Origin of the sequence: Micromonospora sp. WMMD998, from assembly GCF_029581235.1 — a bacterium.
Lineage (GTDB): Bacteria > Actinomycetota > Actinomycetes > Mycobacteriales > Micromonosporaceae > Micromonospora.
The window spans coordinates 2516820-2540992 of record NZ_CP120740.1; the positions used below are offsets into that span (position 1 = coordinate 2516820).

The window sequence follows — 24173 nt, forward strand, 5'->3', positions numbered from 1 at the left end:
ATGTCGCGTTGCGGATTGGTTGTCGGCTCAGTTCGCCATGAGATCGGTGCCCCGCCAGCTGAACTCCGGGTCCGTCGCGTAGCGCACGGTGATCTTCACGAGATCCTCCGCGTACTTGTTCGCGTGGTGCCCACAGAACACCAGCTCGCTCCCACCCGACAGGGTGATCCGGAGCTTGCCGGCAGCATTACAGCGGTCGCACCGTTCATCGGCGGCCGGGGGGCTCACCGTCTCGGGCGGCGGCGTGAGGGTCGGGGTCATCGCCTTCCTCCTCTGGTCGTCACCGATGAACACACTCGTCGGTCGTTGCTCACCTATCGTGCAACACCCATCTCGGGCCCTGCCTTCCCTGTGTGCCCGCGGGGGACCGAGGTCACACCTGGCGTGGAAGACAGTGTGCCGTGCACCAAGGGTGCCACGTCAACGATCACAAACAGGCAACCGACCGATCAACGATCCGTGTTCTACGGCTGGTGATCAAACCGACACGACTGGTTGACGTGCGCGGTCAGTCCAGGTAGTCGCGGAGCACCTGGGAACGCGAGGGGTGCCGCAACTTGGACATGGTCTTGGATTCGATCTGGCGGATGCGCTCCCGGGTCACGCCGTACACCTGGCCGATCTCGTCCAGGGTGCGGGGCTGGCCGTCGGTGAGACCGAAGCGCAGGCGCACCACACCCGCCTCACGCTCGGACAACGTCTGGAGGACCTGCTGGAGCTGGTCCTGGAGCAGCGAGAACGACACGGCGTCGACCGCCACCACGGCCTCGGAGTCCTCGATGAAGTCGCCGAGCTGGCTGTCGCCCTCGTCGCCGATGGTCTGGTCGAGCGAGATGGGCTCCCGGGCGTACTGCTGGATCTCCAGCACCTTCTCGGGTGTGATGTCCATCTCCTTGGCCAGCTCCTCCGGGGTGGGCTCGCGGCCCAGATCCTGGAGCAGCTCCCGCTGGATACGCCCGAGCTTGTTGATCACCTCGACCATGTGCACCGGGATGCGGATGGTGCGGGCCTGGTCGGCCATGGCGCGGGTGATGGCCTGGCGGATCCACCAGGTGGCGTACGTGGAGAACTTGTAGCCCTTGGTGTAGTCGAACTTCTCGACGGCGCGGATCAGGCCGAGGTTGCCCTCCTGGATCAGGTCGAGGAAGGCCATGCCCCGCCCGGTGTAGCGCTTGGCCAGCGAGACCACCAGTCGGAGGTTCGCCTCCAGCAGGTGGTTCTTGGCCCGCTCCCCGTCCCGGGAGATCCACATCAGGTCACGTTGCAGGTCGCGGACGAGCTTCTCCTCGCCCTCGTCGGCGGCGCGCAGCCGCTCCGCGGCATAGAGGCCGGCCTCGATCCGCTTGGCGAGCTCGACCTCCTGCTCGGCGTTGAGCAGCGGGACCTTGCCGATCTGCTTGAGGTAGGCCCGGACCGAGTCGGCGGAGGCGGTCAGCTCGGCGTCGCGGCGCGCCTGCTTGAGCGCCTCGGACTCCTCGTCGTCCCACTCGAAGTCGTTGTCGGTGGCGGAGCTCGCCGCGTCCGCCGCGGCGGCCTGGGCCAGCTCGGCCGGCTCCTCGACCACCACGTCCTCGATCTCGGCGGCCAGTTCCTCCGGATCGACCTCGCCCTCGGCGCCCTCACCCTTGGCGCCGGCCTTGCCCGGCTTCGCCGCGGCGGTCTTGGCGGCCACGGTGGCCTTCGTGGCCCGGGTCGTCTTGGTGGCCTTCGCCGGTGCGGCGGCCTTGGCGGCCACCTCGGCGGTGGTGCCGGCGGCCTTGCGCGCCGTCGCCTTGCGCGGCGCCGGAGCGGGGGCCTCCTCGGCGGCCGGTGCCTGCTTGGGGGCGGGCGGAGCGGCCTTCTTGGTGGTCTTGGCGGTGGTGGCCCGGGAAGCCGGAGTGGCGGATCGGGCCGCGGCGACCCGGCGACGGGTGCTGGCGGAGCCGTCCACCACCACCGTCACGCCCGCCTCGGAGAGCGCGCGGAGGATCTTCTTGGCCTGGGCCGGGGTCACCTCGGCGGACTCGACGGTGCGCGCGAGCTGGGCCGACGTGAGCTGACCACCGGCGCTCTGCGCGTGGGCGATCAGGGTGTCGGTGAGCGAGCGAACGTCGGCGCCGGTCTGGCGTGGTTCTGTCACGAATGACCTTCCGGAGGCGAAGAGCGAGCACGGCCGGGTCGTCCGGCGCAGCACGAACGGCCGTGCCGGGCGAGTCTTTGAGGAACCCCCGTGTCCCGGTCCGTCCGGTCGCTGGCGGTCCGTGGCGCGTGGGCAGGGTGAATTGTAACGCCGTCTGCCGCGATCATCCCGCGCCGCACGGCGTACCGCCGGTCCGGGACCGCCGAATCGGCGCAGATGTGGACTTTGTAAGGATGATAACCACGCGCGATCCGGTCGGACCCGATCGTGCGGGAAGGGGACAAACATGATCACCTCGGCGCCCACGCCGCGGGAACTGCTCATGATCGCCGTCGAGGTGGCCCGGGAAGCCGCCGCCACCGCCCACCGGATGCGCGCCGAGGGCGTCTCGGTGGCCGCGACCAAGAGCACGGCGACCGACGTGGTCACCGCCGCCGACCGGGCGGTGGAGCGGCAGGTGCGCGACGCGCTGCGGGAGCGGCGGCCCGGCGACGCGGTGCTCGGCGAGGAGTACGGCGCGGGAGAGGCCGGACCGGCCGCGCCGGACGGGGTGCGGTGGATCGTCGATCCGATCGACGGCACCGTGAACTACCTCTACGGCCTGCCCTACTGCGCGGTGTCGCTCGCCGCCGAGGTGGCCGGCGAGGTCGTCGCCGGCGTGGTGCGCAACGTGTTCACCGGCGAGGAGTGGACCGCGACCGCCGGCGGCGGGGCCTGGCGGGACGACCGTCGGTTGCGGTGCTCCGCCGAGACCGACCTGGGGCAGGCGCTCGTCGCCACCGGTTTCGGGTACGACGCCGGCCGCCGGGCCCACCAGGCCCGGGTGGTCGCCGAGCTGATCCCGCACGTGCGGGACATCCGCCGGATGGGCGCGGCGGCGCTCGACCTGTGCCTGGCCGCCGAGGGGCGGGTGGACGCCTACTTCGAGAAGGGGCTGGCCGCCTGGGACCTCGCCGCGGGCGGGCTGGTCGCCCGGGAGGCCGGACTGCTGGTGACCGGCCTGTCCGGCCGGCCGGCCGGACCGGACCTGGTGCTCGCCGCGCCGCCGGCGCTGCACGCGCCGCTGCACACCCGGCTCGCCGACCTGGACGCCTCCGGCGGCCCCTGACCGGGTACGCGCCGACGCGGCCCCCGGCTGATGTCCGGGGGCCGCGTCGGGGCGTCGTCATCGGGGCCGGCGGACCGGCCCGACGGTCACTTCTCCACCGGCATCGGGCACGTCTCGGGCGGAGCCTCGGGAGCGCCCAGGTCGCCGAGCGACTGGTTGACCTCGGTGGTGGTGGCCAGTTGCTGGAAGTTGTTGCCGAGGACCACGTCGACGGTGTCGTCCTTGCGGTCCGGCTGGAACACCCGCTCGGCGTTGTTGAGGAAGTAGGCCCGCAGCAGGTGGGCCGAGCCGACGCCCTTGGGGCCGAAGCGCAGCACCGCCACGCCGTCGACCTCCTTCTTCTCGTTGCCGACCTTCTTGACCTGGAATTTCCGGTTGCGGAAGTCGTCCGCGACGCCACTGGCCCGGCCGGCCTCGTCGGTGGCGTTGTAGACGTTGATCTTCACGTCCTTCTGCTCGCGCAGCCGCAGGTCGACAAGAGGCCAGCCGTCCGGGCAGCCGGCGGCGGTGCCGGCCTTGCCCTGACTGTCGCGCAGGACGGCGATGAACACGAAGACCAGGGCGATGACCGCCAGCAGTCCGACGACAACGAGTGCCCGCACTCGCGCAAAACTCATCCTGGGCGCTCCCCGGACAGTGATTGGGTGGCGGCGGCCGCCGCGGTCGGGCCGCGTCTGTCGGCCGTCGAAGTACGCCGCTGAGGTTAACCCTTGTCCGGCTCCCGCGTGGAAACAGTCCGACATGCCGGCGCGCCACTGGGGGAACGGGTAGGACTACCCCTATCTTCGTGTCGCCTGAGTCACATTGGGAACAACTTCGGGCGCAGGGGCGTACATCTCTCCCGCGAGGGCGGTATACATGCCTCGCCCAATGGGGGGGTAAGGTTCCGCGCTCGCCGGGGGGTTCCCTCCGGCGAGCCCGATCCAACGGTCGTCGGGTCGGGTGCCCGACACAGATGGTGGCCGGCCAGGGGAACCGAAACGGCGTCGTCCGGCGTTACAACCGGCAGCGACCATATCGATATTGGAGAGTGAAACCGATGGCCACCGACTACGACGCCCCGCGTCGCGACGAGGTCGACCTCGGCGAGGACAGCCTGGAAGAGCTCAAGGCCCGGCGGGTCGACTCACAGTCGGGCGCCGTGGACGTCGACGAGGCCGAAGTGGCCGAGAGCTTCGAGCTGCCCGGCGCCGACCTGGCCGACGAAGAGCTCACGGTCAAGGTGCTCCCGATGCAGCAGGACGAGTTCAGGTGCGCCCGCTGCTTCCTGGTCCACCACCGTAGCCAGCTGGCGGTCGAGCGCAACGGCGACCTGATCTGCCGAGAGTGCGTCTGATCCCGAGCCGGGACACCGGCGGCGGCCTCGTCGACGAGGCCGCCGCTGTTCGAGCTGCCGTGCGACGGCGGCGGAGAGCTGCTTGACTCGTACGGGCGGCTGCCACGCCGCGCGGAGGAGGGCGGACGGGTGAGCGAGCGCAGCGAGCGGGCCGACGACACCGGTCGGACACCGGCCCCGGAGCCGGGACCGGCGTCGCCCGGCGGGGTCGACGACGCTGACGAGGCCGGCGCGGAGCTGGGCGCCACGGTCGCCGCCCTGACCGCCGACGACATCGCTCCGGCCCGCCGCCGGCAACTGCTGGTCCGGCTGGTCGGCCAGGCCCGCGCCCGCGGCCTCACCGACCTGTTCAAGCCCAAGGCGGCGCTGCGCTGGATGACGGACACCGTCGCCGAGGTCGCGCCGCACGTGCCGATCCGTGACCTCGCCACGCTGCGGCGGCACTTCCCCGGCCTGGACGACGACGCGCTCGCCGACCGGCTGGTCCGCAACGCGGCCCGGGCCACCGCCGGCATCGGCGCGGCCGGCGGCGGGGTCGCCGCGGTCGAGTGGGCGGTCACGCCCACCCTGCTCTCCGCGCCGGTCCTGCTGGCCGCGGAGACGGTTGCCGTGGTGGCCATCGAGCTGAAGCTGATCGGCGAACTGCACGAACTGCACCGGATGCCGCTGCCCACCGGTGGGACCGCGCGCGCCGTGGCGCTCGTGCAGTCCTGGGCCGGCCAGCGGGGGATCAACCCGATGATGCCCGGCGTCGGGGTGAGCGCCGTGCTGGGCACCGCCGCCCGCCGCGAGTTGCGGGACAGCCTGTTGCGCCGGTTCGGCCGCAACCTCACCACGCTCGGGCCGTTCCTGACCGGCGCCGCGGTGGCCGGTTACCTCAACCGGCGGGCCACCCGGGCACTCGGCGAACACCTCCGCAAGGACCTCCGGCACGCCGCCCGAGGGCTCCCCGGCAAGTCGACCTGACGGCGGCGGCTCAGGCCGCGTCGCGGGCGGCCAGCAGCGCGGCGGCCAGCTCCGTCGGGCGCCGGGTGCTGACCACCCAGAACGGGGTGGGATCCGCCGGGTCGTCCAGCACCACCTGGACGGCGCCGCCGATCCACGGGCGCTGCACCACGAAGGCGAGCGGGTCGGCGCCGACGCCGAGCACCTCGCGCCGGCCGGCGGCGTCCAGCGGCACCGCGTCCGCGACGTACCGCACCGGCAGGTGGGCGTCGTCGACCCGCAGCTCGCCGTCGCGCACGGCGACCGGGATCCGGCCCAGCCACCACAGGGCGGCCACCGTGCCGGGGATCAGCAGCAGGAACGGCAGCCAGGCCCGGAGGCCGGCCGCGCCCAGCCACAGCTCGGCGGCGAGCAACCCGGCCACGGCCAGCCCCGCGGGCCAGGCCCACCAGGGCAGCCCGAGACGCTCCGCGTAGGGCGCGGGGGCGGCCGTCGGGGCCGGGGACGACGACTGACGCACCCTGCGAGGGTACGGCGCGCCGCCGGCCGGTCAACCGGCAGGATGGCAGGGTCACCCCGCGAGGACCGGACGGAAGAGGATGACCGTGACAGATGTGGTGCCCGTGCCCGTACGGCAGCTCGACCCGGAGTTGCCGCTGCCGGCGTACTCCCATCCCGGCGACGCCGGCGCGGACCTGGTGGCCGCCGCGGACGTGGAGCTGCCACCCGGCGGCCGGGCCCTGGTGCCCACCGGGGTGGCGGTGGCGTTGCCGCAGGGGTACGTCGGGCTGGTCCACCCCCGGTCGGGACTGGCCGCCAGGCTCGGCGTGACGGTGCTCAACGCGCCCGGTACGGTCGACGCCGGCTACCGGGGTGAGATCCTGGTCAACCTGATCAACCATGATCGGGACACGCCGGCGCGGATCAGCCGCGGCGACCGGATCGCGCAGCTCGTGGTCCAGCGGGTCGCCCGGGCGGAGTTCGCGCCGGTGGCCGAGCTGCCCGCGTCCCGGCGCGGGACCGGCGGGCACGGGTCCACCGGCGGGCACGCCGGGCTGGTTCCGGCTCCGGCCGGCGGGCAGAGCGAAGAGGTGGCAGGGTGAGTGCGAACAGCGGAGGGTGGGCGCAGTGATCTTCTCTCGGAAGCGGGCCGACGAGGCGCGTGACAACGGGGTCCTCGACGCCGAGGAGACCCCGGCGGCGCCGGCCCGCGGCCCGTACGACGTCAGTGAGGCGCCCGACGCGCCCCGGCTCGATCTGGGCAGCCTCCAGATCCCGGCGGTGCCGGACGTGGAGGTGCGGGTGCAGGCCGACCCGCAGGGCGTGATCCAGCAGGTGGTGCTGGTGCACGGGCAGAACGCGCTCCAGCTCGGCGTGTTCGCCGCGCCCCGCTCCGAGGGCATCTGGGACGAGGTGCGCGAGGAGATCCGCACGTCGCTGGCGAACGACGGCGCGGTGGCCCAGGAGGTCGAGGGGGAGCGCGGCGCCGAGCTGCGCGCCCGGGTGCGTACCCCGGAGGGCGTGACCGACCTGCGTTTCGTCGGCATCGACGGGCCGCGCTGGATGGTGCGCGGTGTCTTCCAGGGCCAGGCGGCCACCGACCCGGCCGCCTCCGGGCCGCTCGCGGCCTGCCTGGACGGCCTGGTGGTGGACCGGGGCCAGGAGGCCAAGCCGGTCCGCGAGCCGCTGCCGCTGCGGCTGCCCCGCGAGGTGGCCGAGCAGCAGGAGGCCGGCGCGCAGGAGGTCTGAGCCACGTCGTGCCGGGCCCGGTCCGTCGGCCTCCGCCGCCGGACCGGGCCCGTCGCACGTCCGCCCCGCCGGTGCCGCCGGCGGGCCGGATCGGCGTACGCTGGCGGGACGGTTCCGCCCCCTGCGGAGCCCCGCCGGTGGAGAGGGTGACGCGGAGGTCATGACGACCGACCAGGGCCGGGTGTCGCTGCGGCGGCTCCTGCGACGGCTCACCGCCAGCGAGGCCGAGATCGAGGCGCAGGAGCTGCGCCGGGAGAGCGCCGAGTCCGGCGGCACCCCGACCCACCAGTGCAGCCGGGGCCAGGTGGTCTCGGTGTCCGGGCGGCTGCGCACGGTGGTCTACACGCCGCGCACCAACCTGCCCACCCTCGAGGCCGACCTCTACGACGGCAACGACGTGGTCACGCTGGTGTGGCTGGGCCGGCGGCACATCGCCGGGGTCGAGCCGGGCCGGCACCTCACCGCGCACGGCCGGGTGGCGGTCCGGGACGACCGCAAGGTGATCTACAACCCGCACTACGAGCTGGAGCCGCCGAAGTGACCACCGGACAGCAGCGCACCCCGTCGGGACTCGACCCGCAGGACGAGGAGCGGCTGCCCAGCATCGCCGAGCAGATGGCCGACCAGCTCGGCGGCTGGCGGGGCCTGGTCGAGTCGAGCATCCCGGTGGTGGTCTTCGTGATCGCCAACGTGCTGGGCGAGCTGCGGCCCGCGCTGATCGCCGCCGTCGCGGTGGCGTTGCTGATCGCCGTGCTGCGCCTGGTCCAGCGCAAGCCGGTGCGGCACGCCGTCAACGGGCTGTTCGGCATCGGTTTCGGCGCGCTGTTGGCCCTGCGGACCGGCGACGAGCGCGACTTCTATCTCCCCGGCATCCTCTTCGGCATCGCCTACGGCCTGGCGCTGCTGCTCTCGGCCGCGATCCGGCAGCCGATCGTCGGCTGGCTCTGGTCGGTGCTGGTGGCCAAGGGGCGCTCCGAGTGGCGCGACGACCCGAAGCTGGTGCGCACGTTCACCCAGCTCACCGTGCTCTGGGGCGTGGTGTGGCTGGCCAAGGTCGGCGTGCAGGCCGGGCTCTACCTGGCCCACCAGGACACCGCGCTCGGCGTGGCCCGGCTCGCGCTGGGCTACCCGCCGTACGCGCTGCTGCTGCTGATCACGGTCTGGGTGGTGCGCCGGGTCACCCGGGAGGGCACCACCGCCGTCACCCCGCTGCCGGGGGCCTGAGCCCCCGCCGCCGGTCAGGCGCGTCCGCGCTGCCGTTCGGTGCTCTCCGGGCCGAGGATCACCGCGCGCACCTCGTCCTCCACCTCGGCCGTGCAGACGAAGACCAGCTCGTCGCCGGCCTCGATCGGGTCGTCCGGGGTGGGCACCAGCACCCGCTTGCCGCGCAGGATCGCCACCAGCGCCGCGTCCCGGGGGATCGGCACCGCGTGGATCGGCTGCCCGACGTACGGCGCGGTCGGCGGCAGGGTGATCTCCACCAGGTTGGCCTCGCCCTGCCGGAACGTCATCAGCCGGACCAGGTCGCCGACGGTGACCGCCTCCTCGACGAGCGCCGCCATCACCCGTGGCTTGCTGACCGCGACGTCCACGCCCCACTGCTCGGTGAAGAGCCACTCGTTCTCCGCCCGGTTGACCCGGGCCACCACCCGGGGCACCGCGAACTCGGTCTTGGCCAGCAGCGAGACGACCAGGTTGACCTTGTCGTCGCCGGTGGCCGCCACCACCACGTCGCAGCCGGCCACGTCGGCCTCCTCCAGGCTGGCCAGCTCGCAGGCGTCGGCGAGCACCCAGTCGGCGGTCGGCACCCGGTCGGGCCGCAGCATCTTGGGCTGCCGCTCGATCAGCATCACCTGGTGGCCGTTGTCGATCAGCTCCTGGGCGATCGAGCGGCCCACGTTGCCGGCGCCGGCGATGGCGATCCGCATGGCTCAGAGCCCCCCTTCCGGCGGCGCCGCCGCCACCGACGTGACCGAGGCGACGATGTCGTCGGTCACCAGCATGAAGACCTGGTCGCCCTCCTGCACCACCGTGGAGGCGGTGGGCAGGGTGCCGATCCCGAACCGGGTCAGGTAGGCCACCCGGGCGCCGGCGGACTCCTCCAACTGCCGCAGCGGCTGGCCGATCCAGTCCTTGTGCACCGGCACCTCGATGATCGACACCGTGCTGGTGAGGTCCCGGAAGATCTCCACGTTGCCCTCGGGGACCAGGTGGCGCAGCATCCGGTCGGCGGTCCACCGGACCGTCGCCACGGTCGGGATGCCGAGGCGCTCGTAGACCTGGGCGCGGCGCTGGTCGTAGATGCGGGCCGCGACCCGGGACACACCGAACGTCTCCCGGGCCAGCCGGGCCGAGATGATGTTGGAGTTGTCGCCGCTGGAGACCGCGGCGAACGCGTCGGCCCGCTCGATGCCGGCCTCGCGCAGCACCTCGCCGTCGAAGCCGGCGCCGGTGACGGTGATGCCGGCGAAGTCGGGCCCGAGACGGCGGAACGCGTCCGCGTCCTGGTCGATCACCGCCACCGAGTGCCCCCGGGACTCCAGGCTCTGCGCCAGGGTCGACCCGACCCGGCCACAGCCCATGATCACGACATGCACGGTGTCCGCTCCTCCCACGGTGCCGCCCGCCGACCCGTCGTCTGCGAGCCTGCCACGTCCCCGCCCCCGACGGGGCACCGACCGTACCGTGCGGGCGCGCGCGAGGGTGATCAGCCACCCCACCGTCCCGCACACGGTGGCCGTACGCTTGTCGGTTGTGGCCAGCCCCACCTCGCTGCTGAAGCGACTCCTCCTCGGTCGACCGTTCCGGTCCGACCGCCTCCAGCACACGTTGCTGCCGAAACGCATCGCGCTGCCGGTCTTCGCCTCCGACGCGCTGTCGTCCGTGGCGTACGCGCCGGACGAGATCCTGTTGACGCTCTCCATCGCCGGCGCCTCGGCGTTCATCTTCTCGCCGTGGGTCGCCCTCGCCGTCGTCGTGGTGATGCTCACCGTGGTGGCCAGCTACCGGCAGAACGTGCACGCCTACCCCTCCGGCGGCGGCGACTACGAGGTCGCCACCGTCAACCTGGGGCCGCGGGCCGGCCTCGCGGTGGCCAGCGCGCTGCTCGTCGACTACGTGCTCACGGTGGCGGTGTCGGTCGCCTCCGGGGTGGCCAACCTCGGCTCGGTGGTGCCGTTCGTGGCCACCCACAAGGTGCTCATCGCGGTCAGCGCGGTGGTGCTGCTCACCGCGATCAACCTGCGCGGCCTGCGCGAGTCGGGCACCGCGTTCGCCATCCCCACCTACGGCTTCGTCATCGTCATCGGCGGCATGCTGCTGACCGGCGCGGTCCGGATCTTCGTGCTCGGCGACGACCTGCGTGCCCCGAGCGCCGGCCTGGAGATCCACGCCGAGCACAGCGTGACCGGGTTCGCGCTGATCTTCCTGCTGCTGCGCACGTTCTCCTCGGGCTGCGCCGCGCTCACCGGCGTGGAGGCGATCTCCAACGGCGTGCCGGCGTTCAAGTCGCCGAAGTCGAAGAACGCGGCGACCACGCTGCTGCTGCTCGGCGGCATCGCGGTCGCCATGCTTGTCGGCATCATCCTGCTGGCCCGCCGGACCGGCCTGCAGTTCGTCGAGAGCCCCAGCCAGATCGTCGCCGGCCCGGACGGGTACGTGCAGAAGACGGTGACGGTGCAACTCGGCGAGACCGTGTTCGGCGGCGGCTCGGTGCTGCTCTACGTGGTCGCCGGGATGACCGCGCTGATCCTGTTCCTGGCCGCGAACACCGCGTTCAACGGTTTCCCGGTGCTCGGCTCGATCCTGGCGCAGGACCGCTACCTGCCCCGCCAACTGCACACCCGGGGCGACCGGCTGGCGTTCTCCAACGGCATCGTCTTCCTCGCGGTCTCCGCGGTGGTGCTGATCGTCGGCTTCCAGGCCGAGGTGACCCGGCTGATCCAGCTCTACATCGTCGGCGTGTTCGTCTCGTTCACGCTCTCCCAGGCCGGCATGATCCGGCACTGGAACCGCCACCTGCGCACCGAACGCGACCCGGAGGCGCGGCGGCGGATGGTCCGCTCCCGGGCGATCAACACGTTCGGCATGGCCATGACCGGTGTGGTGCTGATCATCGTGTTGGTCACCAAGTTCCTGCTCGGCGCCTGGATCGCGATCGTCGCCATGGCGATGATGTACGTGGTCATGCTCGGCATCCGCCGCCACTACGACCGGATCGGCGCCGAGCTGGAGCCGACCGAGCAGCGGGCCGTGCTGCCCGCCCGTAACCACGCCATCGTGCTGGTCAGCAAGCTGCACAAGCCCACGCTGCGGGCCGTCGCGTACGCCCGGGCCACCCGGCCGGACACGCTCACCGCGGTCACCGTCAACGTGGACGAGCAGGACACCCGGGACCTCCAGGCCGACTGGGAGCGGCGGGAGCTGCCGGTGCCGCTGACCGTGATCGACTCCCCGTACCGGGAGATCACCCGGCCGATCCTCAACTTCGTCGCCTCGGTCCGCCGTGACTCACCGCGCGACGTGGTCACCGTCTTCATCCCCGAGTACGTGGTGGGCCGCTGGTGGGAGAACCTGCTGCACAACCAGAGCGCGCTGCGGCTCAAGGGCCGGCTGCTGTTCGAGCCCGGGGTGATGGTGACAAGCGTGCCGTGGCAGCTCGCGTCCACCGCCAGCAAGAACCTGGACCGCCTCGACGCCACGCTCAGCCGTGGCCCGGCCCGCGGCCCCCGGGTCGTGCCGCAGAGCACCCTGCCGCCGCCGGTCGACGCCACGCCTCCCGGCGAGGAGGGCCGGTCATGAGCGGCGTGCGTCCCGGGCTGGAGGAGGCCGAGCGGGTCGAGCTGACCGTCGACGCGGTCGCCCCGGGCGGGCACTGCGTGGCCCGGGTCGGCGGCCAGGTGGTCTTCGTCCGGCACGCGCTGCCCGGCGAGCGGGTGGTGGCCGAGGTGACCGAGCTGCACCGGGGCTTCGCCCGGGCCGACGCGGTGGAGATCGTCACCGCCGCGCCGGACCGGGTCACCCCGCCCTGCCCGTACGCCCGGCCGGGCGCCTGCGGCGGCTGCGACCTGCAGCACGTCGCCCCGGCCGCCCAGCTCGACTGGAAGGTCGCGGTGGTGCGCGAGCAGCTCACCCGGCTCGGCGGCCTCACCGACGCGGCGGTGGACGCGCTCGGCGTCCGGGTCGAGGCGTTGCCCGGCGGGCCGCTGGGCTGGCGCTCCCGGGTCCGTTACGCGGTCGACGCCGCCGGCCGGGCCGGGCTGCTCAAGCACCGCTCGCACGAGGTGGTGCCGATCGACCGCTGCCTGATCGCCCACCCGGCGATCCAGGAACTGTCGGTGCTGCCGCCCACCGGGGCGCGCTGGCCGGACGCCGACGCCGTGGAGGCGGTCGCCAGCAGCGGCGGGGACGTCGCCGTCGTCGCGTACGCCGAGGGGGTCGCCTCCGCCGTGCGCGGGCCGGAGCGGGTCCGGGAGACGGCGGCCGGGCGGTCGTTCACGCTGCCCGCGTCCGGCTTCTGGCAGGTGCACCCGGCCGCCGCGGACGCCCTGGCCGGCGCCGTTCTCGACCTGCTCGACCCGCGGCCCGGCGAGACCGCCTGGGATCTGTACGGCGGGGCCGGGCTGTTCGCCGCCGCGCTCGCCGGCCGGGTCGACGGGGCCCGGCTGACGGTGGTCGAGTCGGCCCCGGACGGGGTGGCCGCGGCCCGGACGAACCTGGCCGACCTGGCCGGCGTCGAGGTGGTGGCGGCGCGGGTGGAGACCGCGCTGGCCCGCCGCCGGATCACCGGCCCGGTGGACCTGGTGGTGCTCGACCCGCCGCGCTCCGGCGCGGGCGCGGCGGTGGTGCGCGGCGTGGTGGCCGCCGGGCCGCGCGCGGTGGCGTACGTGGCCTGCGACCCGGCCGCGTTCGCCCGGGACGTGCGCACGTTCGCCGAGGCGGGCTGGCGGCTGGCCGAGTTGCGCGGGTTCGACCTGTTCCCGATGACCCAGCACGTCGAACTGGTCGGCCTGTTCCTGCCCCCGGCGTGTTAAGAAGGGGCCCTTCCTCTACCGGAAACGTTAAAAGGGGGCCCCTCCTTGCGCATCGTGGGGTTGATGTCGGGGACGTCGTACGACGGCGTGGACGTTGTCGCGGGGGAGTTCACCCTCGACGGGGAGACGCTGCGGTTGCGGGCGCTCGGGCACCGGGAGCTGGCCTACCCGGATGAGCTGCGGGGCGAGATCGAGGCGCTGCTGCCGCCGGCGGCGACCACGATCGAGGCGGTCTGCCGGCTGGACAACCGCCTCGGCGAGGTGTTCGCCGACGCGGCGGCCGTCGGCGTCGAGCTGGCCGGGGGCGCGGCCGACGCGGTCGTCTCGCCCGGGCAGACCGTCTTCCACTGGGTCGAGGGCGGCCGGGCGCGCGGCACCCTCCAACTCGGCGCGCCGGCCCGGGTGGCCGCGCGGGTGGGCGTACCGGTGCTGCACGACCTGCGCTCCGCGGACGTGGCGGCCGGCGGCCAGGGCGCGCCGCTGGTCCCGGCGTTCGACGCGCTGCTGCTGGACGCCGGCACCGCCCCGCGGGCCGCGCTGAACCTCGGCGGGATCGCGAACCTCACCGTGGTCGCGCCCGGAGCGCCGGTCCTCGGGTACGACGTGGGCCCGGCCAACGCGCTGCTGGACGCCGCCGCCCGGCGTTTCCTGGGCCGGCCCTGCGACGTCGACGGGGCGCGGGCCGCCGCCGGCCGGGTGCACGTGGCGCTGCTGGCCCGGCTGCTCGCCGAGCCCTACTACGCCGCCCCGCCGCCCAAGTCGACCGGCAAGGAGCTGTTCCACGGCGGCTACCTGGACGCCGCGCTGGCCGCCCTCGGTGAGCCGGTGGCCGCCGACGACGTGCTGGCCACGCTCACCGAGCTGACCGCCCGCACGGTCGCCGACGCCTGCGACCGGCACCGGGTCACCGAGGTGGTGGCCGCCGGCGGCGGAGTGCGGAATCCCACACTCCGGACGCGGCTGGCCGCGCTCGGTGCGGGTCGCTGGCGGCTGCGCGTCACCGACGAGCTGGGCGTGCCGGCCCAGGCCAAGGAGGCGTACGCGTTCGCGCTGCTGGGCTGGCTGAGCTGGCACGGGCTGCCCGGGGCGGTGCCGTCGGTGACCGGCGCGTCCCGGGCCGCCGTGCTCGGCTCCTGGACCCCGTCCGGGCCGCCGTTCGCCGCGCCCCGGCCGACGCCGCCGCACCGGCTGGTGGTGGCGTCCTGAGCCACGGCTCGGCTGCGGACTGTGCCACGGCCGATAGACTCTCCGGTCATGAGTGTTGAAGAGGGCACGGCCAACCACGGTCGGCTGCTGGACACCGTCGGTGGCCCGCAGGACGTGAAGCGGATGACCGCCGAGCAGCTGGACATCCTCGCCGCCGAGATCCGTGACTTCCTGATCGCGAAGGTCTCCCGCACCGGCGGGCACATCGGCCCCAACCTGGGCGTCGTCGAGTTGACGCTGGCCATGCACCGGGTGTTCGACTCCCCGCGCGACCGGCTCCTCTTCGACACCGGCCACCAGGCGTACGTACACAAGATCCTCACCGGCCGGCAGGAGGGCTTCGACAAGCTCCGCCAGCGCGGTGGCCTCTCCGGCTACCCCAACCAGGCGGAGAGCGAGCACGACCTGATTGAGAACTCGCACGCCTCCACCGCGCTGTCCTACGCCGACGGCCTGGCCAAGGCGTACGCGCTGCGCGGCGAGAAGCGGTCCGTGGTGGCCGTGGTCGGCGACGGCGCGCTCACCGGCGGCATGTGCTGGGAGGCGTTGAACAACATCGCCACCGCCGGCAACCCGTTGGTCATCGTGGTCAACGACAACGGCCGGTCCTACTCGCCGACCATCGGCGGTCTCGCCGACCACCTGTCGTCGCTGCGGCTCAACCCCGGCTACGAGAAGGTGCTCGACACCGTCAAGGACGCGCTGGGCAACACCCCGTTCGTCGGCAAGCCGATGTTCGAGGTGCTGCACGCGGTCAAGAAGGGCATCAAGGACGCGGTCGCCCCGCAGGCCATGTTCGAGGACCTCGGCATCAAGTACGTGGGCCCTGTCGACGGCCACGACGTGCCCGCGGTCGAGGCGGCGTTGCGCGCGGCGAAGAACTTCGGCGGCCCGGTGATCGTGCACGCGGTCACCCGCAAGGGCTACGGCTACCGTCCCGCCGAGGACGACGAGGCCGACTGCCTGCACGGGCCCGGCGGCGCCTTCGACGTCGAGACCGGCCAACTGGTCGCCGCGCCGTCGGTGAAGTGGACCCATGTCTTCGCCGACGAACTGGTCCGGATCGCCGACGAGCGCCCCGACGTGGTCGGCATCACCGCCGCCATGGCCGGGCCCACCGGCATCGCCACGCTGGCCCGCAAGTATCCGGAGCGGGTCTACGACGTGGGCATCGCCGAGCAGCACGCGGCCACCTCCGCCGCCGGCCTGGCCATGGGTGGCCTGCACCCGGTGGTCGCGGTCTACGCCACGTTCCTCAACCGCGCCTTCGACCAGGTCCTGCTGGACGTGGCGATGCACAAGCTGCCGGTGACGTTCGTGCTGGACCGCGCCGGCATCACCGGCCCGGACGGGCCCAGCCACTACGGCATCTGGGACATGTCGGTCTTCGGCGTGGTGCCGGGCCTGCGGATCGCCGCGCCCCGCGACTCGGCCACGGTGCGCGAGGAGTTGCGCGAGGCGATCGCCGTCGACGACGGCCCGACCATCCTGCGCTTCCCGAGCGGCACCGTCGCCGCCGACCTGCCGGCCGTGCGCCGGGTCGGCCCGGTCGACGTGCTCGCCGAGTCCGCGCGTACCGACGTGCTGCTGGTCGCGGTCGGCTCCTTCGCCGGCCTCGGCATGGAGGTCGCCGCCCGGGTCGCCGAGCAGGGCTACGGCGTCACCGTGGTCGACCCGCGCTGGGTCCGCCCGATCCCGGCCGAGCTGGTCGAGCTGGCCGCCGGGCACCGCCTCGTGGTCACCGTCGAGGACGGCGTCCGGGTCGGCGGCGTCGGCTCCGCGCTGGCCCAGGCGATGCGCGACGCCGACGTCCGCGTGCCGGTGCGCGACCTGGGCGTACCGGCCGACTGGCACCCGCACGGCACCCGCGCGCAGATCCTCGCCGACCTGGGGCTGACCGCGCAGGACGTGGCCCGCGACGTCACCGGCTGGATCTCCGGCCTGGACGCCGCCCCGGTCGACCCGGCCACCGACGGGGCCGCCGCGCAGAACTGATCCCGGTCACGGTGCTCGGGCGGTCCCGCTGTCGCGGGGCCGCCCGAGGGCTTTTTCGGGTCATCGGCTGCGGGCGCCGCCAGTTCACCGGAGTGGCGGCATCGAGGTGGCCGGGATGCCGCCACCTCGGCGACGTGGAGTGGATCATGGAGGGGTGCGCCATGGACGTGCGTGAGGCCACGCCGGCCGACCTGGACCGCATCGTCGACCTGCACACCCGGGCCCGGATCGCCTACTACGGCGCGGGCGGGCTGCCGGCTGAGGAGATCGTCAATCCGGAGCTGGCCCGGGAGCAGCGGGACGGTTGGGCGGTGGCCATCGGCGCGCCGCACAAGCACGTCCGGTGTGTCGTCGTGGACGGTCGCCTGGTCGGCGTCCTGGCCATGGGGCCGCCGCACTCGTCGGAGGTGGACGCCGCCCAGCTCTACCAGATCCACGTCGACCCGGACTGCTGGGGCCGAGGCATCGGCAGCACGTTGCACGGCCTGTTCCTGTGCCACCTGAAGGTCGAAGAACTGTCCGTGGGCGTGCTGGAGGTGTGGGAGCGCAACGCCCGTGCCCGCGCCTTCTACACCCGACACGGTTGGCACCCCGACGACACCTCCCGGCCCGGCCCCCTGCCGTCCATCGACTGTGGCCGGCGATCATGAAGTTGTTGTCGGCGGCATCGGCGTGTCGCGACAACAACTTCATGATCACCGCAGCGGGATCGGGGTGGGGGGTGGGGTGGGCGGGGTCAGGGTGGGGGAGTCAGGGAGCGATACCAGGTTTTTTCGGTGCCGGCCAGGCTGAAGGTCTGTTTGCGGTCGGTCTGCTCGACCACCACCAGGCCCGGACGGTCGACCAGGCGGGTGGTGCCGGGCGGGGCGGCGAAGGAGGCGTCCCGGGTCCGCCAGGTCAGCACCGCGAGCGGCTGTCCCGGCACCGGCAGGTGGTATGCCTGGAGCGTGGTGGACCGGTCGGCGGGGGAGACCACCGGGGCGCCGTCGCCGGCCGGGCGGTAGAGCACGGCGGTCATGGTGCCGGTGGCCGTTTCCCAGGTGAGCTGCTCCAACTCGCCCGGCTCGCCGCCGCCGAGCGCCGCCTCGCCGAGCGACCGGGTGGCGATCTTCGCCATCGGCCAGGACTCGGGCGCGGAGCGGGGCGCCTCGCGGTCGCCGATGCGGCGCGGCAGGCTGCCGAAGGGCCCCCGCTCGCCGGCCAGGACGCAGGTGTCCAGGCCGGTCAGGGCGCGCCTGCCGGCGCCGGTCTCGTCGCGTACCAGCGGATAGCGGGGCGCCTCGATGGCCGTACCCAGGTCGAGGACGCGGTCGGCGGCCCGGCCGCGCGGCAGCGACGGGGTGGGCCGCAGCGTCGCGGTCAGCTCGACGGCCTGGCAGGCCGGCACGGCGACCGGCTCGGTGACCCCGTCGGTGCTGGCCACCGCGCCGCCGTCGGGGCCGAGCAGGCGCTCCACCCGGGCGGAGGTGAGATAGCGCCGGCCGGTGGGCTGCCGCACCGGCAACACGTCGGAGTAGACCAGGTAGCCGGGGTCGGTGTACTCGGTGGCGTGCGCCACCCGCCACCGCTGCCCGTCCCGGTCGAGTTGCAGCAGCCAGGAGGCGGCCTCGCCGGGCACGTCCGCGGCCACGAGCGCCAGCGGGGCGTCACCGACGCGGCCGGAGAAGAGGATCCCGGACGAGGGCAGATGGACGCGGTCGTCCACCGGGGAGCGCCAGTCCCGTACCGCGTCGGTGATCGCCGCGGTCACGGCCTCGTCGCGGGCCAGGCTGCCGCGCGGCGGCCAGACCGGGAGCGCGCCGTCCAGGCTGTCGTAGCCGACCCGCAGGTCCGCTGACCGTCGTTCCGCGACCGGGCCGCAACCGGCCGTGACCAGCACCAGGGCGGCCAGCGCGGTGCCCGTCACCGTGCCTCGGCGGGCTGAAGCCACACTGATCCCCTCGCCGGTCGTCGGTCGGAAGCCCACATGGTACGAGACGGTCGGTCTTTCGGCCGCGCCCGGCTCACCTGTTGGGCCGAGTGGCCGTCGCGGAACGTGACGCGCGATTCGGGTATCAATATCCGGCTCCGGTAGACTCCGCCGACTGTGACGCCTGCCGAGACCCGCGCCTCGACGCCGGCCGCCGACGCCTCGACGGGCTCTCGATCCGTCACCGAGGACTCACCACGGGTCACCCGGCCCGAACCCTCGCCGACCCCCGCCGCCCCGGCCACCGTGCCCGCCGTGCCGGCCGCCGAGGACGCCGCCCCGGCCACCGTGGACGCCGCCCCGGCGGCGCGACCCCGGTGGCGGTGGCGGTGGACGCGCCGCCGCATCGACCTCGTCGTGTACGCCGGATTCCTGCTCGCCGCGATCTGGGTGACGAGCGGCATCTGGGTCGACCCGGCCGGCCGGGTGGCCGCGCTCTACAGCAGCGACCCGGCGCAGGTGCAGTTCTTCCTGGCCCACTCGGTGCGGGTGGTGCTGCACGGCGAGTTCCCGTTCTACACCGAGCAGTTCAACTATCCCGACGGGGTCAACCTGATGGCGAACACCGCCATCCTGGCGCTCGGCATCCCGATGGTGCCGGTGACCCTCCTGTTCGGACCGGCGGTCTCCTTCGTCACGCTCGTCACGCTCGGCCTCGCCGGCACCGCCGCGGCGTGGTACCGGGTGCTCTCCCGGCACCTGGTCCGGCACCGCCCGGCCGCCGCGGTCGGCGCGTGGTTCTGCGGCTTCTCCCCGGCGATGCTGTCGCACGCCAACTGGCACCCGAACATCATCAGCCAGTTCCTGCTGCCGTTCATCACCTGGCGGGTGCTGGTGCTGACCCGGTCGACCCGCCCGGTACGCGACGGCGCGCTGCTCGCCCTGCTGGTCACGGTGCAGGCGTTCATCAACGAGGAGATCCTGCTCTTCACCGCGATGGCGCTGGGCGTGTTCCTGCTCGCCGTGCTGGTGCAGCAGCGCGAGCGGTGGGCGGTCGCCCGCCGACCGCTCGGCGTCGGGCTGGCGGTCTGCGCGGTGCTGGCCGGCGCGCTGCTGGCGTACCCGCTCTGGGTGCAGTTCGCCGGGCCGATGGCGTACCACGGGCTCAGCGACGCGGTCCGCGACTACGGCAACGACATCGCCGCGTTCTTCGCCCCCGGGTCGCCCACGTTCGGCGGCAACGAGCGGGCCAACGTCAACCTCGCGCCGAACTACTCCGAGGAGAACGCCTTCTTCGGCTGGAGCCTGTCGCTGCTCGCCGTGGGCATCGTCATCTGGCTGCGCCGGGACGTGATGGTCCGGGCGCTCGCCGCCACCGGGCTGTTCTTCGCCGTGCTCTCCCTCGGTGAGCGGATCTCCTGGTGGGACCGGGACCTGGTCGCCGGGCCGTGGGACCTGCTGGTGCGGCTGCCGCTGCTCGACGCCGTGGTGCCGACCCGGTTCGGTCTGATCACCAGCGTGACGGTCGCCGTGCTGCTGGCGTACGCGGTGCGTCGGGCCTGGGTGTTGCACGGCGTGGAGCGGCGCACGGCCCGGACGTTGACCGCCGCGGGCCTGGTCTTCGCGTTGCTGCCGATCGCGCCGATGCCGCTGCGGGTGACCACCCGACCGCCGGTGCCGGATTTCATCACCGCCGGCCGGTGGCGGCAGTACGTCGGCCCGGACCAGACGCTCGTGTCCGTGCCGGTGCCGGCGATGGGCAACACCGACCCGATGCGGTGGGCGGCAAGCACCGACCTCGACTTCAAGATCCCCGGCGGCTACTTCCTCGCCCCGCGCAACGGCGTCACCGGCGACCCGGGGCGCTTCGGCGGCCGGCGCAGCGGCATCGGCGAGCTGCTGGCCGACGTGGCGTCCACCGGGCGTACGCCGAAGTTGGACGACCGGCAGCGCCGCCGCTTCCTGGACGAGCTGCGGCACTGGAACGCGGCCGTGGTGGTGCTACCGCTGGACGAGCAGAACGCCGAGCCGCTGCGCCGCACCGTGGAGCAACTCGTCGGACCCGGCCGGCAGGAGTTGGACGTGTGGGTGTGGGACGTACGGACACTGACCGACCGGTCCACCTGACCGCGGCGGACCGCCCCGAGGCCACGCCCCCGCGCCGGTGGCGGCCCCGGCCGGTCGACGCGCTCGTGGTGGCCGGCTACCTCGCACTGGCCGTGCTGCTCACCGCCGACCAGTGGCGCCGGCCGGAGCGGCTGTTCCACCAGGCCGGCGACCAGATGCTGTTCGAGTGGATGCTCGCCCGGGCCGCACGCACGGTCACCGACGGCGGGAACCCGCTGCACAGCGCCGCGCTCAACGCCCCGGACGGGGTGAACCTCATGGCCAACACGTCGGTGCTCGGGCTGGGCGTGCCGCTCACCCCGGTCACCGTGGCGTTCGGCTCCCAGGCGGCGTTCCTGGTCGCCGTGGCGCTCAGCCTCGCCGGCACCGCCACCGCCTGGTACGCGCTGCTGGCCCGCCGGCTGGTCCGCTCCCGGGCCGCCGCCGCGGTGGGCGGGCTCTGCTGCGGCTTCGCCCCCGGCATGGTGGCGCAGGCCGGGGCGCACCTGCACATGGCCGCCCAGTTCCTGGTGCCGGTGATCCTCGCGCTGCTGTTCCGCCCGGCCACCGACCGGGTCCGCCGCGACGGCGTGCTGCTCGGGCTCGTGGTCGCGTACCAGGTGTTCCTCGGGGAGGAGGTGCTTGTCTTCACGGCCCTCGCCGCCGGGGTGCTGGCCGGGGCGTACGCGCTCGCCGACCGGCCCGCCGCGCGCCGGCTGGCCCCCGCGGTGGCGCGCCGGGCCGGACTCGGCGCGCTCGTCGCCGGCGTGCTGCTGGCGTACCCGCTGTGGTTCCAGTTCTTCGGGCCCGGCCACTACACCGGGATGCCGTTCCACACCGTCGGCTACCGGCTGGACCTGGCCTCGTTCACCGCCGCCGCCCGGCAGACCGTCGCCGGGGACGGTCACCACGCCGGACTGCTCTCGCCGAACCCCACCGAGCAGAACTCGTTCTTCGGGCCGATCCTGCCGCTGCTGGCGCTGCTCGTGGTGGTGCGGCTGTGGCGGCGACCGCTGGTGCGCGCGCTCGCCGCGTGCGGGCTGCTGTTCGCGTCGCTGTCGCTCGGCGCCACCGTCGTGGTGAACCGGCGCGACACCGGGCTGCCCGGCCCGTACCGGCTGCTCGCCGACGTGCCGCTGCTCGACCTGGTGGTGCCGGCGCGGTTCGCGCTCGTCTGCGCACCGGTGCTCGGGGCGCTGCTGGCGCTGGCCCTGGACCGGGTCTCCGGCGGCGACGTCCGCCGCTGGGCGCCGTGGGCCGGCGCGGTCGCCGTCGCGCTGCTGCCGCTGACCCCGACCCCGATCCGCACCGTGCCGGTGCCGCCGGTCCCGGCGGTCGTGGCCGGCGGCGGCTGGCAGGCGTACGTCCCGCCGGGCCGGACGCTCGTGCCGGTCCCGCCGGTCACCGGCGCGGCGAAGAGCCCGGCCATGTTCTGGTCGGCGCGCACCCGGCTGGCCTTCGACGCGCCGGGCGGCTACTTCATCGGCCCGCGCTCGGCCACCGACCCGACGGCCCGGTGGGGCGCGCCGGACCGGCCCACCTCGCGGCTGCTGCGCCGGGCCGCGGAGACCGGTCAGGTGCCGGCGATCGGCGACGTGGAACGCCGGCAGGCCGTGGCGGACCTGCGGCACTGGCGGGCGGCGGCGCTGGTGCAGGCCGACTCGACAGCGGGCGACCCGGTGCGCGCCACGCTCGACGCCCTGCTCGGCCCCGGTCGGGACGTCGCCGGCGGACACCTGTGGGACGTCCGTCCCCTGCTCGGCTGACCGGCTCGGGTGTTAGGAAGGGGCCCCGCTTAACACCTCGTGTTAAGCGGGGCCCCTTCCTCTACCGAAAACGTTAAGCGGGGCCCCCGCCTTACACCCGGTCGCGGACGTCCCACAGCCAGACGTCGTCGACCCGCTGCGGGGGGCCCAGCAGCGCGGTCATCAGGTCGCGCAGCACCGCCTCGCGCGGGTTCGGGCCGAGCACCACCACCGACGCCCGCCAGAAGCGCAGGTCCTCGACGGCCTGCCGGCGGTTCTCCGGGGTGATCTCCGGGACCTGGTTCGCGTCCATGGTGGAGTAGATCAGCGTGCTGGTCGGGCGGTTCGGCGCGCCGAAGACCCCTTCGCCCAGGTCGTTGGGGCCGATGAAGTAACCGGCCGGGATCGGGAACTCCTGCCCGGTCAGCGCGCTCCAGCGCAACGTCGGCAACCCGTGCACGTTGCTCGGGATGGGCACCGGCACCAGCGTCCGGCCCGCCGGCACGTACGGCCGCCAGCCACCGGCGGTGATGAAGTGCGGCGGCGGGTCGATGTGCTGCGCCGGCAGCGGGCGCGGGAACAGCGGCAGCAGGGCGGCCACGACCGCGGCGTACCCGACCAGGCGCACCGCCGGCCGCCGGCCGGTGCGGGACAGCGCGTCCCAGGCCAGGGCCAGCAGCACGCCGACCGCGGCGACCACCACCAGACTCAACCGGGTCGGCATCATCATCTCGACGAGCGGCAGGTCGTCCGGCACGTACGCCCACGGCCCGGCCACGTCGGTCTCCGCGCCGTCGAAGCGCACCACCGGCCCGATCGAGGCGATCGTGAACAGGACCACGAGCACGGCCAGGATCCGGGCCGGCACCGACCGGCGGACCAGCAGCGCCAGCGCGACCAGCCCGACCAGCACCAGCGGCCAGCCGAACCAGGTGTTCTGCTCGGTCAGCCCGATCGTCTTCTCCACCGCCTCGTTCCCGGCGACGCTGTCCCGGGGGAACGTGACGAAGGCCATCAGGTCCTCGCCCCAGTTGTGGAAGACCCCGCCCTGCAACCCCCGGTAGGACTGCGGGCCGTTGAACTGGAACCAGATCGGGTACGCGACGAGCAGCAGCGCCACCCCGCCGCCGACCCCGACCGCGGCCAGGAACGTGCCGGCCCGCTCCCGCGCCGCGCGTGGCCGCTGCACCGCGTACGCCGCCACCACGACCAGGCACGCGAGCGCGGTGAGCAGCAGCATCTCCTCGTTGATGAAGATCTGGTACGCCACCAGCAACCCGAGCGCCACCCCGTTGCGCCGCCAGCGGCCCGGCTCGCCGAGGCGCAACACCCGGGACACGATCAGCGGCAGCAGGAAGTTGGACACGAAGTTCGGCTGCCCGTTGGCGTGATGCACGATGCCGGGGGCGAAGCCGAGGAACGCGCCCCCGACGAACGCCGCCCCCCGGGAGCGGACCAGGTGCCGGGAGAGCGTCCAGTAGGACGTGGCGGCGGTGGCGGACAACGCCGCGCCGAGGTAGAGCGCGTACATCACCTGCGGGCCGAGCAGCATGGTCAGCGGCGCCAGCGGCAGCGTCACCCCGAGCAGTGAGGTGTTCGCCATCATGTTCACCCCGTCCGGCGCGTTCTGCCGGGCGGTGAACAGGGGATTCTCCAGGTGACGCACCGAGTACGCGCCGTGTGCGAACAGCCACTCGAACCAACTGTGGTCGGTCGGCAGGTGCGACGACACCCGGTGCTGCACGTCGCCCCAGTAGTTGAGGCAGACGAGAACGCCGAGCAACGCATAGGCTCCGATGGCCAGCACGTCGGCGCGGGCCGGCCGGCGACGGGACCGGCGCGGCGGATCCGCCACGACGGCGTCCATCTCGACGGACGAGGAGTTCAACGAGGGGTCCACCACCGGCACGGCCACGACGGGCC

At 73.8% G+C, this 24173-nt stretch carries 22 protein-coding genes; 14 read left to right on the plus strand and 8 right to left on the minus strand.

Going from position 1 to position 24173, the window contains the following annotated elements; translation table 11 throughout:
* Positions 1-27: 27 nt before the first annotated feature.
* Entirely contained in the window at positions 28-261 is a 234-nt protein-coding gene (locus O7619_RS11920; protein ID WP_091070720.1) for a hypothetical protein, read from the minus strand.
* A 247-nt stretch (positions 262-508) separates the two neighbouring features.
* Positions 509-2119 carry an RNA polymerase sigma factor gene (locus O7619_RS11925; protein WP_282287646.1) on the minus strand — a complete coding sequence of 537 codons (1611 nt, stop codon included), beginning with the start codon at positions 2117-2119 and terminating at the stop codon, positions 509-511.
* Between the two features lie 286 nt (positions 2120-2405).
* Between O7619_RS11925 and O7619_RS11930 the strand changes: the two genes are divergently transcribed.
* Positions 2406-3227, plus strand: a complete 822-nt coding sequence (locus O7619_RS11930; protein ID WP_282287647.1) for an inositol monophosphatase family protein — start codon at positions 2406-2408, stop codon at positions 3225-3227.
* Between the two features lie 86 nt (positions 3228-3313).
* Here O7619_RS11930 and O7619_RS11935 read toward each other — a convergent pair whose 3' ends face one another.
* Positions 3314-3829 carry a LytR C-terminal domain-containing protein gene (locus O7619_RS11935; RefSeq protein ID WP_282288788.1) on the minus strand — a complete coding sequence of 172 codons (516 nt, stop codon included), beginning with the start codon at positions 3827-3829 and terminating at the stop codon, positions 3314-3316.
* Between the two features lie 437 nt (positions 3830-4266).
* On the opposite strand from O7619_RS11935, the gene O7619_RS11940 reads away from it, so the two are divergent.
* Complete coding sequence (locus O7619_RS11940; RefSeq protein ID WP_013284790.1) at positions 4267-4563, plus strand: DUF4193 domain-containing protein; 297 nt, start codon at positions 4267-4269, stop codon at positions 4561-4563.
* A gap of 237 nt (positions 4564-4800) precedes the next feature.
* Positions 4801-5529 (plus strand): hypothetical protein, encoded by a 729-nt coding sequence (locus O7619_RS11945; protein ID WP_282288790.1) that lies wholly within the window; start codon positions 4801-4803, stop codon positions 5527-5529.
* A 10-nt stretch (positions 5530-5539) separates the two neighbouring features.
* Here the strand turns inward: O7619_RS11945 and O7619_RS11950 are convergent, their stop codons facing one another.
* On the minus strand, positions 5540-6028 hold the full coding sequence (locus tag O7619_RS11950; protein ID WP_282287649.1) for a DUF3093 domain-containing protein: 489 nt from the start codon (positions 6026-6028) through the stop codon (positions 5540-5542).
* Between the two features lie 85 nt (positions 6029-6113).
* On the opposite strand from O7619_RS11950, the gene dut reads away from it, so the two are divergent.
* The 4 genes from dut to O7619_RS11970 all read left to right on the plus strand — a co-directional run bounded on the left by dut (position 6114) and on the right by O7619_RS11970 (position 8481).
* On the plus strand, positions 6114-6611 hold the full coding sequence (dut, locus tag O7619_RS11955) for a dUTP diphosphatase (RefSeq protein ID WP_282288791.1): 498 nt from the start codon (positions 6114-6116) through the stop codon (positions 6609-6611).
* 25 nt (positions 6612-6636) lie between these two features.
* The gene (locus O7619_RS11960) at positions 6637-7257 is read left to right on the plus strand and encodes a DUF3710 domain-containing protein (protein WP_281584273.1); all 621 of its coding nucleotides are present in this window, start codon (positions 6637-6639) and stop codon (positions 7255-7257) included.
* A gap of 160 nt (positions 7258-7417) precedes the next feature.
* Positions 7418-7798 (plus strand): OB-fold nucleic acid binding domain-containing protein, encoded by a 381-nt coding sequence (locus tag O7619_RS11965; RefSeq protein ID WP_281584272.1) that lies wholly within the window; start codon positions 7418-7420, stop codon positions 7796-7798.
* Positions 7795-8481: a DUF3159 domain-containing protein gene (locus O7619_RS11970; protein WP_282287652.1), complete on the plus strand. Its 687-nt coding sequence runs from the start codon at positions 7795-7797 to the stop codon at positions 8479-8481. The genes O7619_RS11965 and O7619_RS11970 overlap by 4 nt, the downstream gene beginning before the upstream one ends.
* Positions 8482-8495: 14 nt before the next feature.
* Here the strand turns inward: O7619_RS11970 and O7619_RS11975 are convergent, their stop codons facing one another.
* Together O7619_RS11975 and O7619_RS11980 are read right to left on the minus strand one after the other, a co-directional pair.
* Positions 8496-9185, minus strand: coding sequence for a TrkA family potassium uptake protein (locus tag O7619_RS11975; protein WP_281584270.1), 690 nt, complete (start codon positions 9183-9185; stop codon positions 8496-8498).
* Between the two features lie 3 nt (positions 9186-9188).
* The gene (locus O7619_RS11980) at positions 9189-9854 is read right to left on the minus strand and encodes a TrkA family potassium uptake protein (RefSeq protein WP_282287654.1); all 666 of its coding nucleotides are present in this window, start codon (positions 9852-9854) and stop codon (positions 9189-9191) included.
* Between the two features lie 157 nt (positions 9855-10011).
* Between O7619_RS11980 and O7619_RS11985 the strand changes: the two genes are divergently transcribed.
* The 5 genes from O7619_RS11985 (at position 10012) to O7619_RS12005 (ending at position 17140) form a co-directional block, all read left to right on the plus strand.
* Entirely contained in the window at positions 10012-12057 is a 2046-nt protein-coding gene (locus tag O7619_RS11985; RefSeq protein ID WP_282287655.1) for an APC family permease, read from the plus strand.
* Complete coding sequence (locus tag O7619_RS11990) at positions 12054-13289, plus strand: TRAM domain-containing protein (RefSeq protein WP_282287657.1); 1236 nt, start codon at positions 12054-12056, stop codon at positions 13287-13289. Before O7619_RS11985 ends, O7619_RS11990 begins: the two co-directional genes overlap by 4 nt.
* Before the next feature lie 63 nt (positions 13290-13352).
* Positions 13353-14495: an anhydro-N-acetylmuramic acid kinase gene (locus O7619_RS11995; protein ID WP_282287680.1), complete on the plus strand. Its 1143-nt coding sequence runs from the start codon at positions 13353-13355 to the stop codon at positions 14493-14495.
* 48 nt (positions 14496-14543) lie between these two features.
* Positions 14544-16490 carry a 1-deoxy-D-xylulose-5-phosphate synthase gene (gene dxs, locus O7619_RS12000; RefSeq protein ID WP_282287681.1) on the plus strand — a complete coding sequence of 649 codons (1947 nt, stop codon included), beginning with the start codon at positions 14544-14546 and terminating at the stop codon, positions 16488-16490.
* Positions 16491-16651: 161 nt separating this feature from the next.
* Complete coding sequence (locus O7619_RS12005) at positions 16652-17140, plus strand: N-acetyltransferase (protein ID WP_282287682.1); 489 nt, start codon at positions 16652-16654, stop codon at positions 17138-17140.
* Positions 17141-17226: 86 nt separating this feature from the next.
* Here O7619_RS12005 and O7619_RS12010 read toward each other — a convergent pair whose 3' ends face one another.
* Positions 17227-18420: a hypothetical protein gene (locus tag O7619_RS12010; RefSeq protein WP_282287683.1), complete on the minus strand. Its 1194-nt coding sequence runs from the start codon at positions 18418-18420 to the stop codon at positions 17227-17229.
* Between the two features lie 285 nt (positions 18421-18705).
* Between O7619_RS12010 and O7619_RS12015 the strand changes: the two genes are divergently transcribed.
* Both O7619_RS12015 and O7619_RS12020 read left to right on the plus strand, forming a co-directional pair.
* Positions 18706-20526, plus strand: coding sequence for a hypothetical protein (locus O7619_RS12015; protein ID WP_282288793.1), 1821 nt, complete (start codon positions 18706-18708; stop codon positions 20524-20526).
* Positions 20484-22271, plus strand: a complete 1788-nt coding sequence (locus tag O7619_RS12020; RefSeq protein WP_348774361.1) for a hypothetical protein — start codon at positions 20484-20486, stop codon at positions 22269-22271. The genes O7619_RS12015 and O7619_RS12020 overlap by 43 nt, the downstream gene beginning before the upstream one ends.
* A gap of 91 nt (positions 22272-22362) precedes the next feature.
* Here O7619_RS12020 and O7619_RS12025 read toward each other — a convergent pair whose 3' ends face one another.
* Positions 22363-24153: a hypothetical protein gene (locus tag O7619_RS12025; protein ID WP_282288794.1), complete on the minus strand. Its 1791-nt coding sequence runs from the start codon at positions 24151-24153 to the stop codon at positions 22363-22365.
* Positions 24154-24173: the final 20 nt, after the last annotated feature.

What these genes read in the sequence shown, in the direction of transcription:
- O7619_RS11920 (WP_091070720.1), bottom strand. Translation starts at nt 261, where the DNA reads ATGACCCCGACCCTCACGCCGCCGCCCGAGACGGTGAGCCCCCCGGCC.
- O7619_RS11930 (WP_282287647.1), top strand. Translation starts at nt 2,406, where the DNA reads ATGATCACCTCGGCGCCCACGCCGCGGGAACTGCTCATGATCGCCGTC.
- O7619_RS11940 (WP_013284790.1), top strand. Translation starts at nt 4,267, where the DNA reads ATGGCCACCGACTACGACGCCCCGCGTCGCGACGAGGTCGACCTCGGC.
- O7619_RS11965 (WP_281584272.1), top strand. Translation starts at nt 7,418, where the DNA reads ATGACGACCGACCAGGGCCGGGTGTCGCTGCGGCGGCTCCTGCGACGG.
- O7619_RS11975 (WP_281584270.1), bottom strand. Translation starts at nt 9,185, where the DNA reads ATGCGGATCGCCATCGCCGGCGCCGGCAACGTGGGCCGCTCGATCGCC.
- O7619_RS11990 (WP_282287657.1), top strand. Translation starts at nt 12,054, where the DNA reads ATGAGCGGCGTGCGTCCCGGGCTGGAGGAGGCCGAGCGGGTCGAGCTG.
- O7619_RS11995 (WP_282287680.1), top strand. Translation starts at nt 13,353, where the DNA reads ATGTCGGGGACGTCGTACGACGGCGTGGACGTTGTCGCGGGGGAGTTC.
- dxs (WP_282287681.1), top strand. Translation starts at nt 14,544, where the DNA reads ATGAGTGTTGAAGAGGGCACGGCCAACCACGGTCGGCTGCTGGACACC.
- O7619_RS12005 (WP_282287682.1), top strand. Translation starts at nt 16,652, where the DNA reads ATGGACGTGCGTGAGGCCACGCCGGCCGACCTGGACCGCATCGTCGAC.